Annotated in this window: 11 protein-coding genes and 1 pseudogene; 5 read left to right on the top strand and 7 right to left on the bottom strand. The window is 35.1% G+C overall.

Annotation, left to right across the window (positions count from 1 at the left end; genetic code table 11):
• Window positions 1-94 precede the first annotated feature (94 nt).
• From grxC to F6K23_RS31990, 4 genes are all read right to left on the bottom strand, one after another.
• Complete coding sequence (gene grxC, locus F6K23_RS32005; protein ID WP_293163628.1) at window positions 95-421, bottom strand: glutaredoxin 3; 327 nt, start codon at window positions 419-421, stop codon at window positions 95-97.
• Between the two features lie 2,231 nt (window positions 422-2,652).
• Window positions 2,653-3,420 (bottom strand): PspA/IM30 family protein, encoded by a 768-nt coding sequence (locus F6K23_RS32000; RefSeq protein WP_293163626.1) that lies wholly within the window; start codon window positions 3,418-3,420, stop codon window positions 2,653-2,655.
• An 880-nt stretch (window positions 3,421-4,300) separates the two neighbouring features.
• Entirely contained in the window at window positions 4,301-5,017 is a 717-nt protein-coding gene (locus F6K23_RS31995) for a PspA/IM30 family protein (RefSeq protein WP_293163624.1), read from the bottom strand.
• Between the two features lie 820 nt (window positions 5,018-5,837).
• Window positions 5,838-7,088 carry a hypothetical protein gene (locus tag F6K23_RS31990; RefSeq protein WP_293163621.1) on the bottom strand — a complete coding sequence of 417 codons (1,251 nt, stop codon included), beginning with the start codon at window positions 7,086-7,088 and terminating at the stop codon, window positions 5,838-5,840.
• Window positions 7,089-7,160: 72 nt separating this feature from the next.
• Here F6K23_RS31990 and F6K23_RS31985 point away from each other — a divergent pair, with 72 nt between their 5' ends.
• Together F6K23_RS31985 and F6K23_RS31980 are read left to right on the top strand one after the other, a co-directional pair.
• Window positions 7,161-7,721, top strand: coding sequence for a DUF721 domain-containing protein (locus F6K23_RS31985; RefSeq protein WP_293163619.1), 561 nt, complete (start codon window positions 7,161-7,163; stop codon window positions 7,719-7,721).
• A 427-nt stretch (window positions 7,722-8,148) separates the two neighbouring features.
• Window positions 8,149-8,364 (top strand): hypothetical protein, encoded by a 216-nt coding sequence (locus F6K23_RS31980; protein WP_293124920.1) that lies wholly within the window; start codon window positions 8,149-8,151, stop codon window positions 8,362-8,364.
• A gap of 333 nt (window positions 8,365-8,697) precedes the next feature.
• Here the strand turns inward: F6K23_RS31980 and menB are convergent, their stop codons facing one another.
• Window positions 8,698-9,531: a 1,4-dihydroxy-2-naphthoyl-CoA synthase gene (gene menB, locus F6K23_RS31975; protein ID WP_293163635.1), complete on the bottom strand. Its 834-nt coding sequence runs from the start codon at window positions 9,529-9,531 to the stop codon at window positions 8,698-8,700.
• A 408-nt stretch (window positions 9,532-9,939) separates the two neighbouring features.
• Here menB and F6K23_RS31970 point away from each other — a divergent pair, with 408 nt between their 5' ends.
• From F6K23_RS31970 to F6K23_RS31960, 3 genes are all read left to right on the top strand, one after another.
• A complete protein-coding gene (locus tag F6K23_RS31970) occupies window positions 9,940-10,410 on the top strand; it encodes a nucleoside deaminase (RefSeq protein ID WP_293163617.1) in 471 nt (156 codons plus the stop codon).
• A 1,007-nt stretch (window positions 10,411-11,417) separates the two neighbouring features.
• The gene (locus tag F6K23_RS31965) at window positions 11,418-12,140 is read left to right on the top strand and encodes a 1-acyl-sn-glycerol-3-phosphate acyltransferase (protein WP_293163616.1); all 723 of its coding nucleotides are present in this window, start codon (window positions 11,418-11,420) and stop codon (window positions 12,138-12,140) included.
• Window positions 12,141-13,471: 1,331 nt separating this feature from the next.
• Complete coding sequence (locus F6K23_RS31960; RefSeq protein ID WP_293163614.1) at window positions 13,472-13,885, top strand: hypothetical protein; 414 nt, start codon at window positions 13,472-13,474, stop codon at window positions 13,883-13,885.
• A 283-nt stretch (window positions 13,886-14,168) separates the two neighbouring features.
• On the opposite strand, the gene F6K23_RS31955 is transcribed toward F6K23_RS31960, so the two are convergent.
• Together F6K23_RS31955 and F6K23_RS31950 are read right to left on the bottom strand one after the other, a co-directional pair.
• Window positions 14,169-14,909, bottom strand: coding sequence for a GUN4 domain-containing protein (locus F6K23_RS31955; RefSeq protein WP_293163632.1), 741 nt, complete (start codon window positions 14,907-14,909; stop codon window positions 14,169-14,171).
• Between the two features lie 153 nt (window positions 14,910-15,062).
• A pseudogene (locus F6K23_RS31950) lies at window positions 15,063-15,871 on the bottom strand (serine/threonine protein kinase); the annotation flags it as partial.
• Window positions 15,872-16,813: the final 942 nt, after the last annotated feature.

Raw genomic sequence — 16,813 nt, 5'->3', positions numbered from 1 at the left:
AGGTCCCTGGTTATCCTGTGAAGTTAGCAGTCTTGATTTCGTACCAAGACAGCTAACTATATAGGACATACTGGAGGGCTACGAAAAGCCCGCATCATAATCTCTGATTTGATGCCGGGTAGTTTACTAAAGGATCTAACTCACCCTTTCCATCTAAAGTATAAATTTCATCACAGCCACCAATATGTTGGTCATTAATAAAAATCTGTGGCACAGTACGATATCCATTCGCACGTTCAGCCATAGTATTTCTGGCAGCTTCATTTCCATCTATTTTGTATTCTGTATAGTTGACACCTTTCCACCACAGCAAAAGTTTTGCCCTGATACAATAGGGACAAGTTTGCCAAGTATAAATTTCAACATTAGCCTTGATTTGTTCTGGATGACGACCAAGAATAGAGTTAATAAAGTCAAACATTTTTAGTAATTAGCTGTAGTAATAAGTTAGCCAGTTTAGATACTTTGTAACGTATTTTTCTAGAAAATTGCAACAATTTAAAGTAACCTTCTGCCTTAGGTAGTGGTGTGCAAGTAGTGATTTTTTTAGTTTTGTTTATGAGAGTGAAAGGGATTTATTTAGGGCTTGCTGAAAAAGTATGCATGGCAGGGGTAGGAGTCAGGAGTCAGGAGTCAGGAGGAATTGGGAATTTAGAGGAGGTAGTCAGATATATTTATCCCTTTATTTTTTTGCCATAGTTACCCCAAAATCCTAATTTTTTGGTCGCTCAAGCTTAAAAATTTGCACTTTTTTTCGTTCTAAAAAGGCACTTACCTTTATCTGTAAATGCTTTTAGATTTGATCGGTAAACCCTACTTATAAATATCACTATAACTACAGGACTACCCTTTTTTTTTCAACATAATCTACAAATATTTTGCCCAAGATTGTTGTATTATTTTATGTCTGGTTAAGTACTGATAAAGTAATATGAAATACTAAAATTTTTCCTATAAATACTTAGGGTGTTTCAAGCAGTCAGTAGCCAGGAGGACTGATTCAGTAGGAATAGCCTATATATCATTTAGTTAGAGTCAAACTCTATTTTTAGTCAAATCGACATTTCTAGGTAAAGTCTTTTAAACAGGGAAATGATTCGTAGCATTCTTTTTGATATTTCATATTAAGAATAAGGAAGCAGGGAGTGGGGAGTAGGGAAAATATAAAGATTTGCCATTGAAGTGAGAGGATAGCTTTTTGCTCGCTAATTAAACAGACATGATATTGTACTAATTTAGTAACTATTTACTATAAATACTCTGTTATATATTCCCGACAACTATATTACAGTAATGATTCACTCAAAATTTAATATCGATACCTTGTAGGTTTAGCCCTCATCTTCATTTGTGTTTGCATTTTATTTCTAATGTATAGTTCTCGGGAAATTTGAGAAAAATAATGAGCTGTGAATACTAAATTAAGCATCAAAAAAACTAAGACCAAAATCAGCATAAAAACGTTTAAAATACTTAATTCTTTAAATACTATAAGGATGGTGTATATAAGTGAACAAAGACCAAATCCAGAAGCAGAAGAATTGAGAATTAGCCAGCGTAATTTAGACATAATTAAGTTAATAAATATTTAATGAAAGCAGAAGGCATAAATTTTACTTGTAATTGAATCATAAATTAGCTTAAGTTTAATAGTCATTATGAGTAAGTTCTATAATCACTTTTAGCTGATTCAACTTGAGGGGAGGCAAATCTAAGTTATTTATAGCAGGAAGCATGAAAAAGCAGGAAAAACATTTCCCTGTCTAAAGATGATTATCACTCTATGTCCTAACCTATTTGTCTATTGCCATATAGTATAATAAACGTTGTAAATAAATATAGTCTTAATGTAGTCAAACAATGCCAAATATATTCGTGAATTTGTACTAACCAGCTACTAAATATTTGACAAAATTTAATAACTCTTGACCTTATGTTTAATGGTATAATCAAGTAGGCTGAGAATTCAAGGCTAAATCACCATCAAAGAATCTTGCTTAAGTTTGTATCGTACTGCAAGCATTGGATTAATCAATGAGGTGCGTGAACGGCTGTGAATATAATCAAAAAAGCAGCTCCCTTTTGTCTTTGACCATGGGATTATGAACTATAAGCCCAACTAAATGTCGCTCTGGGTCTCCCGTTAACCCTAACGGGTATAACAGGAGGGCAGGGCGCGACCCGCAAAAAAACTAGTAGCGTTTTTTAGTTGACAAGGTATCTTAAGCGTGCTACATTCATGCCAGTTAGGAGTGGCGGTAATACGTACCTGACTGCTGAACCTAGACAAGTCAAGATATGGGGTTAACTGGTGAATTCCTGGTAATTTCGTATTTGAGGTAAAATTCCCTGAAGTAAACCGGGTGAGTATAGAACTTTTAGTACAAGACAACGGTGGGTCTCATCGTTGCTGCCTGTGGAGGCTTAGACATTAGTCATTCAGGGAAGCAGGAAGCTCCATCCGTGAGTAGGAGAGAGCTTCCCGCTATAATCGGTTTTATTTAGCGAGAGAGAACGTCACTAGTGCAACTTCAGTATTTTTGGCCAAAATTGTGTAATTAAATAGAAAAGAGCCTTGACGGATGATGCTTAATATCCATCAAGGTTCAAAGTATTGCCGAAATATCAGCACATTTAGCAGATAAACAAAACTTACATTTTGTCAAGTTGTTTACGCAAATCTTCCAGTTCAGCATCAACCTCCGATTTTTCTGCTGAACCCTGATTTGACGCGGGTAGTGGATTCGGATTTACAGAACCTCCAGACATTTGTGCCTTCATCGCCGCTAACTCATCATCAACATCACTACTAGCTTCCAACTTTCGGAAATCCTCTTCCAAACCACTGCCACCAGCTAACTCTGCTGTAGCTTGGGAGCGGGCCTCCATTTGTAAAACCTTTTCTTCCATCCTGTCAAAAGCTGCCATTGCCCCGCTAGTATTCAGAGAACCCATTGTATTATTGAGCTGCTCCTGAGTTTTAGCAGCAGTCATTCGCGCTTTCAACATATCCTTCTTCGCCTTAGCTTCAGAAATCTTACCTTCCAAAGCTGTTAAATTCCGCTTTAAAACTTCTACCTGACTTGTTTGACTGTCCAAAGATAGTTTTACAGTGTCTGCTGTCTCAGAATAAGTCTTCTTGCGCTGTAGAGCTTCCTTGGCCAAATTTTCATCTCCTTTTTGTAGAGCCAACTGTGCCCTGGAGTACCATTGATTAGCTTGAGATTGAGCTTGATTATATTGTTGTTGGCTACGTTTCTGAGTAGCAATAGCACTAGCAACAGCCTGACGCAACTGGACTAAATCTTCCTGCATATCAATAATAGACTGTTCTAGAACCTTCTCAGGTTCTTCAGCTTTACTTACCATGTCATTAACATTAGCTCTAACGAGGCGACTAATTCTATCAAATAATCCCATAATTTTATCTTTCCTTTGATGTTTAGTTTAGCTAGCTCTTACTGGCCAATACTAACTACTATAGGCCAAATTTTTCATTAGTAATAGATAAGGAGACTCTCCCCATAGCTATATATTCATTTTAAGCCTTTCTTTCTCCGCGAACTACCTATAAAAATTAGGACTTTGCTGAGTGGTAATGATTTTGAGATTAAGTATCAACGAAAAACACCGGACATAAATATAAGACTGAAATATTGAAGATGGGTTTACCTGGGTTAGAAAAAGTCTGTTGCTTTGTCCTTTAACAAAATTAATTTGTTTAAAGCAAAACAGTATAATAAAAATCCCCATAACCTTAGTTATCTTGAGTAGCTAGAATACTTCAAGTAAAAAGACAGACTCTAGTTCATCGCTTAAATCCAACTTTGATGTCGGCAAGGGGTCTCCCGTTATACATAAGTTAACGGGAGGGGAATTGCCGACCAACAAATAAACCGCGTAGCGTCCGCTTAGAGCTTGCATTTTGTGCTTTCTTGTGTTATTTTAATTATATGTAGGAGTAGCGCTAATACGCACCTAAGAGAACCATGAAAACAACATAGAGTATGGGGTTCAATTCAGAAGTTCTAGTCAGCCCGTGAAAAGGTAAAACTCTTGAGGGAGCTAGATGAGTACAGAATTGTTGAGTACAAAAAGGTGGTGGGTCTCATCATCTATGTCTGGTGAGGGTTAAGTGGTTGCACTCCCTGTGTTCGCGCAGCGTTGCGCCAGCAAAACAGAAAGCCCGCGTCCGTGAGGAAGGGATGCCTACATCATAATCTTTGATTTGATGTAGGAGAATGTCACATAAGAAAACCTCTATAATTCATGTAGATTCATTCCATGAAGTTTCAAATAATTATTCTGTTTTTCTAGGATTATAACTATCTTGAACTGGTAATTGAGAATTAGTTCCTCTGGGCAACATTTCTGCCTTCATCGCCTCCAACTCAGACTCAATATCATTACCCTCTTCCAAAGAAGCAAATTGTTTTTCTAAACTATCAGTTCCCAACTCAGCGATCGCCTCAGACTTAGCCTCAAGCTGCATGACCTTCTCTTCCATTTTCTCAAAAGCACTCAAAGCATTACCAGTATTCACAGTGCCCAAAATTTCATTTAACTTTTCCGAAGCCTTAGCAGAACGTGCCCTAGCAATATACATATTCTTTTTGAGTTTGGCCTCACTAATTTTTTGTTCCAACTGTCTCATATTTTGCTTCAGCTTTTCCATTACCTGTTTTTGCTGTTCCACCTGAACTTTCATCGCTGTAGCAGTTTCTTGGTAAGACTTGCGTCTAGTTAAAGCTTCCCGTGCCAAATTTTCCTGGCCTTTTTGCAAAGCCAACTGCGCTCTCCTATACCATTCATCTGCAGTAGACTGAGCTTGAGAATATTGTCGTTCAGTACGTTTTTGAGTAGCGATCGCCTGAGCCACTGCCTGGCGTAGTTTCACCAGGTCATTTTGCATATCTGTCACTGTCTGCTCTAGAACCTTCTCTGGATCTTCCGCACCAGAAATTAAAGTATTAATATTAGCACGAATTACCCGCCAAACACGGTCTAAAAGTCCCATAAAAACTATCCCTCTTAATTATTATTTATTATATTTTGATATTATCTATAGCAGAGAAAAGGGCACAGAGAACAGGAAAAAGTGGGAAAAATATTTCCCCTGATTCGGATCATCATCAGCAGAAGCTCTAAACTATCTGTCTATTGCCATAATTTAATTTACTCAGAAAATAAGGCGCTGTTGAATCAAGGAAGGAATAAATTTTTGGCAATTAGGTCAATCCTACCAAAGTTAAAGTTTAAGACGAATATCAAGCTAACTTCAACGTATCCAGTTGATTCTTTTTTCAGTAGTTAGTAGTTATATTTAAATCCATATAAGCCTAATTCAAATATCAGCTACACCATATTAACTATTAGTTCAATAGACATCTCCAATCATCAAAAATCAAATCAATTATCGCGCAAAAATAATCAATTATTTACCCCTACTCCCTACTCCCTACTCCCTACTCCCTACTCCCTACTCTCTACTCCCTACTTCCTCTTTTCCAGAGAGGTCTAATAGAGTTAAGTTTTCAATAATTAAAGTTTAAGACGAATATCAAGCTAACTTCAACGTATCCAGTTGATTTTTTCAGTAGTTAGTAGTTATATTTAAATCCATATAAGTCTAGTTCAAATATCAGATACATCATATTAACTATTAGTTCAATAAACATCTCCAATCATCAAAAATCAAATCAATTATCGTGCAAAAATAATCAATTATTTACCCCTACTCCCTACTCCCTACTCCCTACTTTCTCTTTTCCAGAGAGGTCTAATAGAGTTAATTTTTCAATTCTGACTGATGATTAAAATTACTTAGACAAATAATTTTAATAATTCTCAGGTGGTAACTTATAGTACTTCGCATCAAGTTTTTCCTGCCGTAATTCTTGGAGAAATTCCTTTGCTTTTTCTGGCTCCCAAAAAGCTCCCATCTGTATCTTCATACCACTAGGTGTTTCACGAATATAAGCATCTGAAACTATTTGCTGTGCATTGTACAAAGACTCTTCATTGACATAATCAACAACAACATAATACCAACCATTATCTGACTGTATAGGAGTAGTTATTTCAGAACTGTCAGAATTTTTTACTGTTGGAGGTGACACTGGAGAAGATGGAGTAGTTACAACAGATTGTTGATTAGGATATTGAGGTAATAAGGTGCTGCTGAGATTATCAAGTTCTGCACCTGGTTTATAAGTAGGTTGTGCCGCAGTATTAGTACTTCCGGATATTGGAGGTGGTACCGTAGGTTTCAATGTTGCAGTGGGAGATGGAAACTGGCTAGGTTTAGGATTAACATTACTTAGGGTATTCAAATCTAAATCTACAAATTCTTGAGATGCCAAGTCAGGAGATTTTGGTAAAGGTTGCCCCTCTCTATTTTGACCATTACCACCAGTAGTATCATCTGTATCTTTTTGAGCTGAAGTATCTTTTAACAAACGGTCTAAACCAAGATTTTTCAGACCTGATGGATTCATCACAACATAACCCAAAGTTGTACAAGAAATCAAAAATAGAAACATGGAAACTATTCCTAGAGGAGTAAACAAACTTGCTAAGTAAGTAGGTTGCTCCTGACGACGCGATTTTAATTTGTCTAAACTCTGTAGAAGTTGTTCTGAAGATTCAAGGTTGTCATCTGGCGCTGTGGAATTATCTGTACCTAGTTGAGATGTCTGTTTCTCACCATCCTGATTTTCTGCATCACCTCTGTTGGCCATAGTAAGTTCTGATGGAGTTGGAGGTTCGATCGCTACTGGTGAATTTTTGTTAGTGGAAGTGTCAGATATTTCAGAGTCTTCTAGTGATGATTTTGGTTCTGATAAAGGTAATGGGGATGCTGTTTGGTCATCTACCGGTGATACAGAAATTAATTCGGGTGTTTTATAAATTTGTTTATTACTATTTTGCTGAGAAACTTGTGATTGTTCTGTTCGCCTGCGGTACTTGCGATATCTTGTTAATTCTGCTTCTAGTTGTACATCTAAACTGTCCATTACAGCTTGCAAAGTGGGATTCAATTGGTCTGTAGAGCTTTTAGTGGACTTAACCAAAGAACTTTGACTCATTTGAGAACTCCTGTTACCGACTCAATAAATTTTATATTTGAGATAGAATGTCCCAACTATTGTAAAACGACTATGGATTTTCAATCTCTCAATCAGATTTTAGGCTATATCCAAATTATGGAGCGATCGCCCCAACAACAACAGTTTCTAAAACTGATGGAGTATTGGGAAGAAGTTTTAGGAGTTATGGCTACTCAAACTAAGCCTCTATATATTGACCGGGGAGTTTTATATGTTGCAACATCTAGTGCTGCTTTGTCTCAAGAACTTAGTTTTCGGGTGCCCCAACTTTTAGATAAGCTCAATCATTTTTTACCCACACCTATAGACAATATGAGGTTTTCTGCTGCTCACTGGCATACAATTCATTCTCATAAATCGAGACAAACTGAAAAAAATGATTGGCTAGAGCATCCTAGCATGATTCCTCAATCTCAAAAAGCAACCTTGGAAGACTCGACTCATAAAAATCAAAACCCTCAAACCACATTTAAAAATTGGGCTAAAGCTATCAATACCTGCTTTCAAGGTTTACCTCTATGTCCTCAATGCCAATGTCCTACACCCCCGGGAGAAATTCAACGTTGGTCAGTATGTGCAATTTGTGCCACTAAACAGTGGTCATCAAGTTAAGTTTTAATTATTTCATAATTTTAACTCCTCAAATGTAATTGAAAAGACAAAAACATTAATTTTTATATTAAGTGGGTGACTAGAAATTTTTGATAGTTTTTTGAGTCTATCTTTTATGGGCTTTAAGCCAAAAATCTTTTCCATTACTTGGTTTAAATATTATCTATTTTACTTCGATCTGACTTACCTTTTAACTTGATCCCTATCAATTTAACCGAAATAATGTATGAATTAATACATTTTTACGTACTAGATTTCACATAAATGTTTCTGTTTATAAAGTAATTATAAAAATAATATAAATTTTATTTAATTGATAGGGATATTCATAATCTAGGTGTCACAATGGATTTAATAGATTAAAACCATGAGTCTCTTGGATTCAAAATAATTAAGATAGACTCAATTAAATTTAGGAAAATTTTTTATGAAACCCACTTTAGTTTGTCGTAATTGTCGATACTATTTGCCAGAAGGAAGACGTGGTGGTGTTTGTCAAAAGTTAACTACGCCAGTTGAAAGTAATTGGAAAGCCTGTTCGTTAGCTTCATCTCCCTTTAATAAATCCTGGGAAAATCTTGAGAGTATAGCTATCTGGAATCAGCAAATTGAGCAAAATTTGGAAGTAGTTAGTTTTACCTAAAATAAAAGTTAAAAGCCTTGTTTCTTTCAAGAGGGTGCTTGATACCCTTTTATCTATAAGAACAAGGTTTGTCTCAAATTTTTTTTAGCTCAACTAACTAACAAAATTGGGGTTAGTTATTATGAGAAATATAAGTTAAGGTCTAAGTAACTTATCTATGTCAAAAAAAAGCTACATTTTTATCCTGACTCTAAGAGACTTTTTGTAAAGCTTTGTAAGGGAAAAGAATGCTCTTTAAATTGTAACTACTTGGTTATTTATCCCAAACTTTGTGCTTTGAAATACTGAATTGGTGAGGAGTAAAAACACTTTATAATTCTTTACAAACAATCTCTAAGGTAACCAAGGGTATCTACGAAAGTCTGGAGGTCGTTTTTCTAGGAATGCTTTTTTACCTTCAGCTCCTTCCTCTGTCATATAGTAAAGAAGAGTAGCATTACCAGCTAATTCTTGTAGACCAGCTTGACCATCACAGTCAGCATTAAAAGCAGCTTTGAGACAACGAATAGCGATCGGGCTTTTTTCCAGAATTTCTGAAGCCCACTTAATACCCTCTATTTCCAGTTCCTCTATAGGTACAACACAGTTAACCAAGCCCATTTCCAAAGCTTCTTGAGCTGTATACTGCCGACAGAGGAACCAAATTTCTCGTGCCTTTTTCTGACCAACTATTCTAGCTAAATAACTTGCCCCAAAACCACCATCAAAACTACCTACCTTAGGTCCAGTTTGACCAAAAATTGCATTGTCAGCAGCAATAGTTAAGTCACAAATAATATGCAAAACATGACCCCCCCCAATAGCATATCCAGCAACTAAAGCAATGACAACTTTGGGCATGGAACGAATTAAGCGTTGTAAGTCCAATACATTCAGTCGTGGTACTCCAGTCTCATCAACATAACCTGCTGTACCTCTTACACTTTGGTCTCCACCAGCACAGAAAGCATACTTACCATCTGTGTGAGGTCCAGCACCTGTAAACAAAACTACTCCAATATTTGGATCTTCACGAGCATCAACAAAAGCATCATAAAGTTCAAACACAGTTTTAGGACGAAAAGCATTGCGTTTGTGGGGACGATTAATAGTTATTTTGGCAATTCCATCAGTTTTGTGGTAAAGAATATCGCTATACTCTTTAACAATTTGCCATTTTATTTGCAAAGGCTGATTACTCATATTTTTAGAAGTTGATAGATATTTTGTTTTCAGTACACCAGGTTACTAGATATCTAACAGCTTTATTTAACTAATCTCAAACCTTATTATTTCGATTTACTGTAATAGCACCTGTTTTTTAGTCAATCCTTTGACATCTTGCTTATATTGAACTAGTATTTTCTTGTTGTACTATGGTTGATAAATTTAAATTTTCTCCCGTCCCAGGTGAACAACGACCTAGTACCACTACATGGAAGTTAAAAGTCAAAAGTATTGATTTGTAATTGTTTTAGGATTTTGTCTGGTCAGTTATTTCCGCTATCCTGCACTAGTGTTAGATAAACAAGTTGCTAGATTGTCTAAGCCCAAGTCTATTGCTAAAATCCTGTCAGGTTTTATCGGAGATTTTAGATGATTGACCATCCGAGTTATCTAGTCCATCAAAAGTGGATGAGTCGAGTATTAGAATTGGCCAAAATTGCTGGTAATGCTGGAGAAGTACCAGTTGCAGCTGTCATAGTAAACTCAGATGGCAAGTTGATTGCAGAAGCTCAAAACCGACGGCAGCGAGATTTTGACCCTACTGCTCATGCAGAAATATTGGCTTTGCGACAAGCGGGACAAATTTTGCGGAATTGGCACTTAAATCAATGCACTCTCTACGTTAATCTCGAACCTTGCCCGATGTGTACGGGGGCAATATTGCAGGCAAGAATAGGTTTATTGGTTTATGGAGCAGACGATCCGAAAACTGGCACAATACGAACTGTTGCTAATTTTCCAGATAGTGTTTTTTCTCATCATCGTCTGGCTGTATTGGGAGGAATAATGGAATCTGTTTGTCGTCAAGAATTACAGTCTTGGTTTGCTCACCTTCGGTAAACAAGAAAGGGAATTATTTTGTGGTGAAACCTGCTATCCACAATGACAGATAATGAGCAATTTTTGTGTTTATCTAAGTAAAGTAATTAACTTTGAAAATATAGCAGTCTCAGGAAAGGTTATACCATTTCTGAATAGTAATCCTATGTTTGATTGCTATATAACTACTGCCTAACTCCCCATTTCTCTATCTCCACATTACAAAGATATATAGCAAACTTTTTGAGATTTGGTATTAAGATATATCAGATCAAATCCGTTGAATTTGGTATAAAAACATTCTCCATCTTCACCATTACCAAATCTTTATAAATTTTTTCCCCTCTTGATTCCTGAGTTCCCCTCCTGGGAGGGGTTAGGGGTGGGTTGATTCCTGACTCCTACTTCAAAAGATTTTATACGGGTGCATCTCAATTTTGAATAAAGCCAAAAATTTATCGCTTTTAGGGAACAGGGAACAGGGAATAGGGAACAGGGAATATATAGGAAAAAAGTATTTTTGCAAATATGAGATACACCCTTTTATACAGATGCTACCGGATTTGATATCAAAAGTTTAAAACTCAGATAAAACAAGATTTTTTCTTCTCTTCTAGATAATTAAAGCCTTCTTCCTTCTACTATAAAATAGTCAGCATTCAGCAGCCAGCTATTAGCTAGCCGCATCAGGTCGGAACTGCGGAGTTCAGCTAATTTTGTGGAAGGTAAAAGCAACCTTTAAAATTGATTTTGAATAAAAAGTTACTGCCATGTGTTCCCTTGCCAAACCTGAGAAGTAATTATTGATTACTGATTGCTGTTTGCGTAGCATCCCACAGGGAAGTGCTGACTACTAATAGCTGAATGTTTACATAAAATAGGCAGATAAAAATAAAAAAGATGATAACTGAAGTGTTAATTTCTATAGCTGACAGTACAAGAAGTGTCATTTCAGGATGCCACTAGAGCAGGAATAAAGTTTACCTTAGAGTCAAGAAATTAAATTAGATGATTGAGCTAAAAAAACTATGATAAATCTTGACTTTATCCAAGCTTCTTTAAGGAAATTACATTCTCCAGTAAACTCAAAACCTTCTAGCATTTCTCCTTGGTTAGCATCTTTGTCTTATTTTTTAGGTCGTCATATAGTAATGCCGTTGTATTTTCGTAAAATAAATATTATTGGAAAAGAGAATATTCCGAAAGATGGACCTGTGATTTTAGCTCCCACTCATCGTTCTCGTTGGGATGGGTTAATCATACCTTATACTACAGGTAGATTAGTGACTGGTCGAGACCTAAGATTTATGGTTAGTATGGATGAAATGAAAGGTTTACAAGGATGGTTTATTAGACGTTTGGGCGGGTTTCCTCTTAATCCAAAAAATCCGGCAGTTTCTTGTTTTCGCTATGGAGTAGAATTAATGTTAAATGGCGAAATGTTAGTAATATTTCCTGAAGGTAAAATTTTCCGTGATCGTCAAGTTCATTCTCTCAAAACAGGGTTAGCTAGAATAGGTTTACAAGCTGAGTCTGATCGACAAAATCTTGATGTTAAAATAGTGCCTATATCTTTGAATTACAATCCAGTTATTCCACGCCGTGGTTGTAATGTTATGGTTCGTATTGGTGTTCCTTTATCTGTAAAAGATTATATTTATGGATCGGGGAAAAAGCAGGCACAAAACTTAACTATGGATTTAGAAGCAGCACTTAAAAATATAGATGGGCATTCAACAATTAATAATTAATAATTAATAATTAATAATTACCTCTCCTGAAAATGGATAGAGTTGGCGAATAAGATTTTTGTGATTTATCTATTCTTTAAATCAGAGGCTATAAATCTTGATTATTTGGTAAATCAGAGAAGAAAGAAGGAGGAGTAATAAATATACTTTTTCTCGCCAATCAGGATGAATAATTAACTTTCATTGTGAGTCTAAAGTTTTTGAATTTTATGACAACATCAATATTCTATACCCAAGAAGATGGAAAAGGCTTTTATTTATAGTGATTTTAAACGATTCTCGATCATCCTCAATTTTCAGCACACCTGAATACTCTAAGAAAAATATTATATATAATACTAGCTTGATAAATGTTGGCGACAAATAATAGATAATTTTTGTATGGGGTTGGTTTGTTTTTGTTAAAAATTATCGAGCTAATTGAGCGAGGAAATATATTATTGTTATTGTTATGTAAGCATTCAGCGGTCAGCTATCAGCTATCAGCTATCAGCTATAAGTTATTAAGTAACTATCACATCAGAGGAGGAATTACTCTCCAAAGAAAATTCCAACTTATGTTTGCGTAGCATTCCGCAGGAAATAAAAAGGCTATGATCTAACTTTAGTAAGTTTTGTACCTTTAAAAGCTGTTTGCGCAGCATTCCGCAGGAAATGCTGTTTGCGGAGCATTCCGTAGGAAATGTTAATAGCTGAATGCTTACATTGTTATTGCTTTTTTCTAACTTCTTCCTCCTTTTCTAGATAACTTAAGCTTTCTTCCTGAACTACACTATTTGTAATAATTTTTTTGCAAAATGGTATAGTATGATAATTATCAATAATTTGGAAAAAATACAAAACTAATATGAAATACTAAAATTTTTGCGATGTATCCTTTTTCTTGTCAAAGAATTTTAAGGGAGGTATTGCGTCGGATTCTTTTTCATATTTCATATATAGCAGAAGGAAGAAGGAATAAGGAAAAATCTGGCGTTGTCTGAGTTTTAAGTTTTTGATATATCCGCGCTCTTTTCTTTGACTGCTATAACATTATAAGATTAAATATTTGAGTAGTGATGTACAAGTAGTGATTTTTATAGTTTTGTGTCTAAAAGTCAAAGGGATTTACTTATCAATATCACTACATTTGCAGAACTACCAAAATTTGAAGTTCCTATCTTTTTTACCTTTTCTGTATTTCTGCACAACTTATAAAAGTTTGCACGGATAGTTAGGAACAGTTTAAGATTTATCGCTATCTCTTAGTTCCCAAAAAATCTCAAAATTTGTACTTAATTTAGTCGAAAACTGCTGTACATTTAAGACTGCTATATGAGGATATTTCGTATATGAAGCCAGTATTGACAAATTTCATCCCTAATTTTCAATCTAGCCAAATTGTTTGTTTGGAGTATGAAAATACTTTTTTATATGCAGAAGTAATTCAAGTATTAGAAACACGCAAGATGTGTTGGGTTCGTCCTTTGTTATTGAAATTCTCTACTTCAAAAGTTGAGTGTGAAAATTATCAAAACAATTTAGAAAAATCAAGTTTATGGGATTTGCGAGATGGTGCTGATTTGGTTTGGCCGATATGTTTATTCAGAGAAGCTATTGATACAGAGTTTATGCCACTTTTGACTGAATTAGAATTGCTGGATAATCAAGAGAAAAATCTGCAAATTTCACATCAAAAATTACAAAATTTTGTGAGGAAAGTTTGGCAGGCTTTTCCTGATGTTTTTCCCTTGATTCCGGATTAATATTTGGGATGTTTTATAGGCAATGAATCTAGCAATTAATCAATGTTATTTTTCTTGCCTTGCTCTATCTCTATATAGAATGACTTTTAAAAATGGGATAATTGTTTGATTGGTGAACTACTAATACTAAGCGTGATAAATGTTTGCTATATTTTCTTGAGCTGGAGAAACCACCCCTACTGCTCCCAGGAGGGGAAGTAAAAATAAGAAGAATTAACAATAACTAGCGTGCTAATTATCAAAAAAGTTATTCAGTTTTTTAGAGTAGGAATAACCTTGACTATCAAATGTTACATTTTGCGAGTTTTTCTGCGAGATAAGGAGCACCAAAATTCCAAACATGGGAAGTAGCTCTAAAAGGAAGATGTCCGTAAGGGGCTGAAATTTGATATGTAATATTTTTATATCTTTTATACTTCTCGCCCCATCCTACTTGCTTGATAAAAATATCAGCGTTCGCTACATTATGAATTTCTAGTTTACCTCCTAATTCTATCCAAATTTGTTTTTGAATGCTAAACCAAAATTTACCGTTACTATATTTAATCCACAATTGATTAATTTTATTTAGGTCTGTACAGGGGATTTTGTTTATATCTTCTGGATTAAACCAGTACTCTTTTTCTCGCTCTACAAGTGAAAGTATAATTCTGAATGTCTCTCGGTCTGCTTCTTGAAATTTATCGGATGATAATAGATTTTTCAAAGTTGTGTAATCTACTTTTTTATCTATATAGTTAATAGTTAGTTGGGAAGTATCTAGAATATTAGTTTCGGGTGAAGGTTGGGGTACTTTTTGAGGTTCTATAGTGGGATGAGATTTTTGTTGTGGAATAGGAATAGGTTGAGGGGGTGAAGGGCGATAAGTTATAGGAAAATTAAGTTTGGGAGAATAGATATAAGTCACAAAAATAAATATGAATATACCTGTTATAGTCAGTAATACATTTGCTTCTCCTTGATAAAAAGTTTTGACATAATTTTGATAAAGAGGTTTGATACCTGGAATATTTAAGGTAGCCATTTGAGACATAATTGTTCCAGAAACCTGAGATATTTGAGACATAAGATTCTGAGGTTTAACTTGAAGTAATGTCAACCATTCCTGTACAGTCCGAGGGCGGTCTTCAGGTTGAATTTCCATTCCTTTAATAATGGCATTATTCACGCGATCGCTAATTTTTTTATTGATTTGTTTTGGTTCTACTAATAGGTCTTGTTTACCTGTTTTTTTTATCAGCTTGAAAATCAACTTTAAAGCGAAACGGACTTGTTTTGGTAAGGGGGTTTTATGTATGGCTAATTGAGTATGATATCTATCTATAGAGTTAGGTAATGGAGAGTTAGTGAGAAGTACATAAAGTGTGGCGGCTAAAGCGTAAATATCTGTATATTCTCCTGGTCTATGTTTGCGAGTATATTGTTCTATGGGTGCATAACCTGGTGTATAAAATTGGGTGAAGCTGTTGGTTTGATTGGGAATAAAGTCACGGGCAATACCAAAATCAATTAAAACTACTTCTTGTGTATTTTTGCGCAATATAATATTTTCTGGTTTGATATCCCGGTGCAGAATTTTTTTGCTGTGAATGACTATTAGCGCATTAGCAATTTGCTGAATATAATAGAGTGCTTTTTTGCGGGTAATATTCCTTGTGTATTGAGAACAACAGCTAAGTTATCTCCCTCTATAAATTCCATGACAATACAATAGAGTTGCCCTTCTTGAAAGGAATGATAAAATTTGACGATATTCTGATGTGGGAATTTTTTTAGTTGTTCTGCTTCGTGTATAAATCGCTTTTGAAATTTGTCAAAAACAGGTAGTTTTTGTACGCGATTATTTAAAGTTTTAATAACTACTTTTGTGCCGATATTCTGATTATCCCATGCTAAATAGGTGATGCCGAAGCCTCCTTCTCCTAAATTTTTTTCTATGGAATATCTGCCGTGATTTAAAGTAGTAGCTGGTTGCCAGTTGTTCATTTTAGTTAAATTAATAATTTTATTAATTGGGTTTGTTTATAAGTTTCGTTTTTCCATCTATTTATAGAGGAAATAACTCCAAAAAGTATTGTTACAAAGTTTTTGGTAAAAATATTGAAAATTTATCAAAATAATTGGGTCTAAAACCTCGCTTTTTAAGGCGAAATATTTTTTGGGAGTTGCTAAAATTCCCTACTTCCCCTCCCCTCCACGGTCGGGGTTAGGGGTGGGTTAACTTCTGACTTCTGACTTCGTTAAGTTTGTGGAGCATTCCGTAGAAAATTTCTAATACAATAGTGAGAAGGAATGCAAGTCTTTGATACCAAATTTACGCAAAGGTTGTTACATCTTAATCTGTGATTTATTTAGACTGTAAAAAAATTCTAGAATGAGGGCAAATGCCATTTGCCTCTACAGATGTTTTTTTTAAGGTGAATTTGCGTAAGTCCTGATACTTATCTGTTCTATTTTCTCTATTCCCTACTCTCTGACTGTAGCAATATTTTATTAAATTGGTATTCATAGTTTTGTAGGTTTTATAGGTGGTTTTACTGTCACTATTTCTGGGAAATTTAGTATGAATAATTGGGTGGATCTCTTATGTGCCAAAATACTTTTTTTCCTATATATTTCCTTTTCCCTGTTCCCTGTTCCTTGTTCCCTATTCCCTGTTGTTGGTAAGAGTATGGAAAATTTATGTTTGTGGAGCATTCCCTAGGAAATTGCTAATACAATAGCGAGAAGGAATGCAAGTCTTTGATACCAAATTTACGCAAAGGTTGTTACATCTTAATCTGTGATTTATTTAGACTGTAAAAAAAATTCTAGAATGAGGGCAAATGCCATTTGCCTCTACAGATGTGTTTTTTTAAGGTAAATTTGCGTAAGTCCTGATACTTATCTGTTTCATCTTCTCTATTCCCTACTCTGTGAGTGTAGCAA

Origin of the sequence: Okeania sp. SIO2C9 (genome assembly GCF_010672455.1) — a bacterium.
Classification (GTDB): Bacteria; Cyanobacteriota; Cyanobacteriia; order Cyanobacteriales; family Microcoleaceae; genus Okeania.
This window is presented reverse-complemented; position numbering and strand designations above follow the sequence as displayed.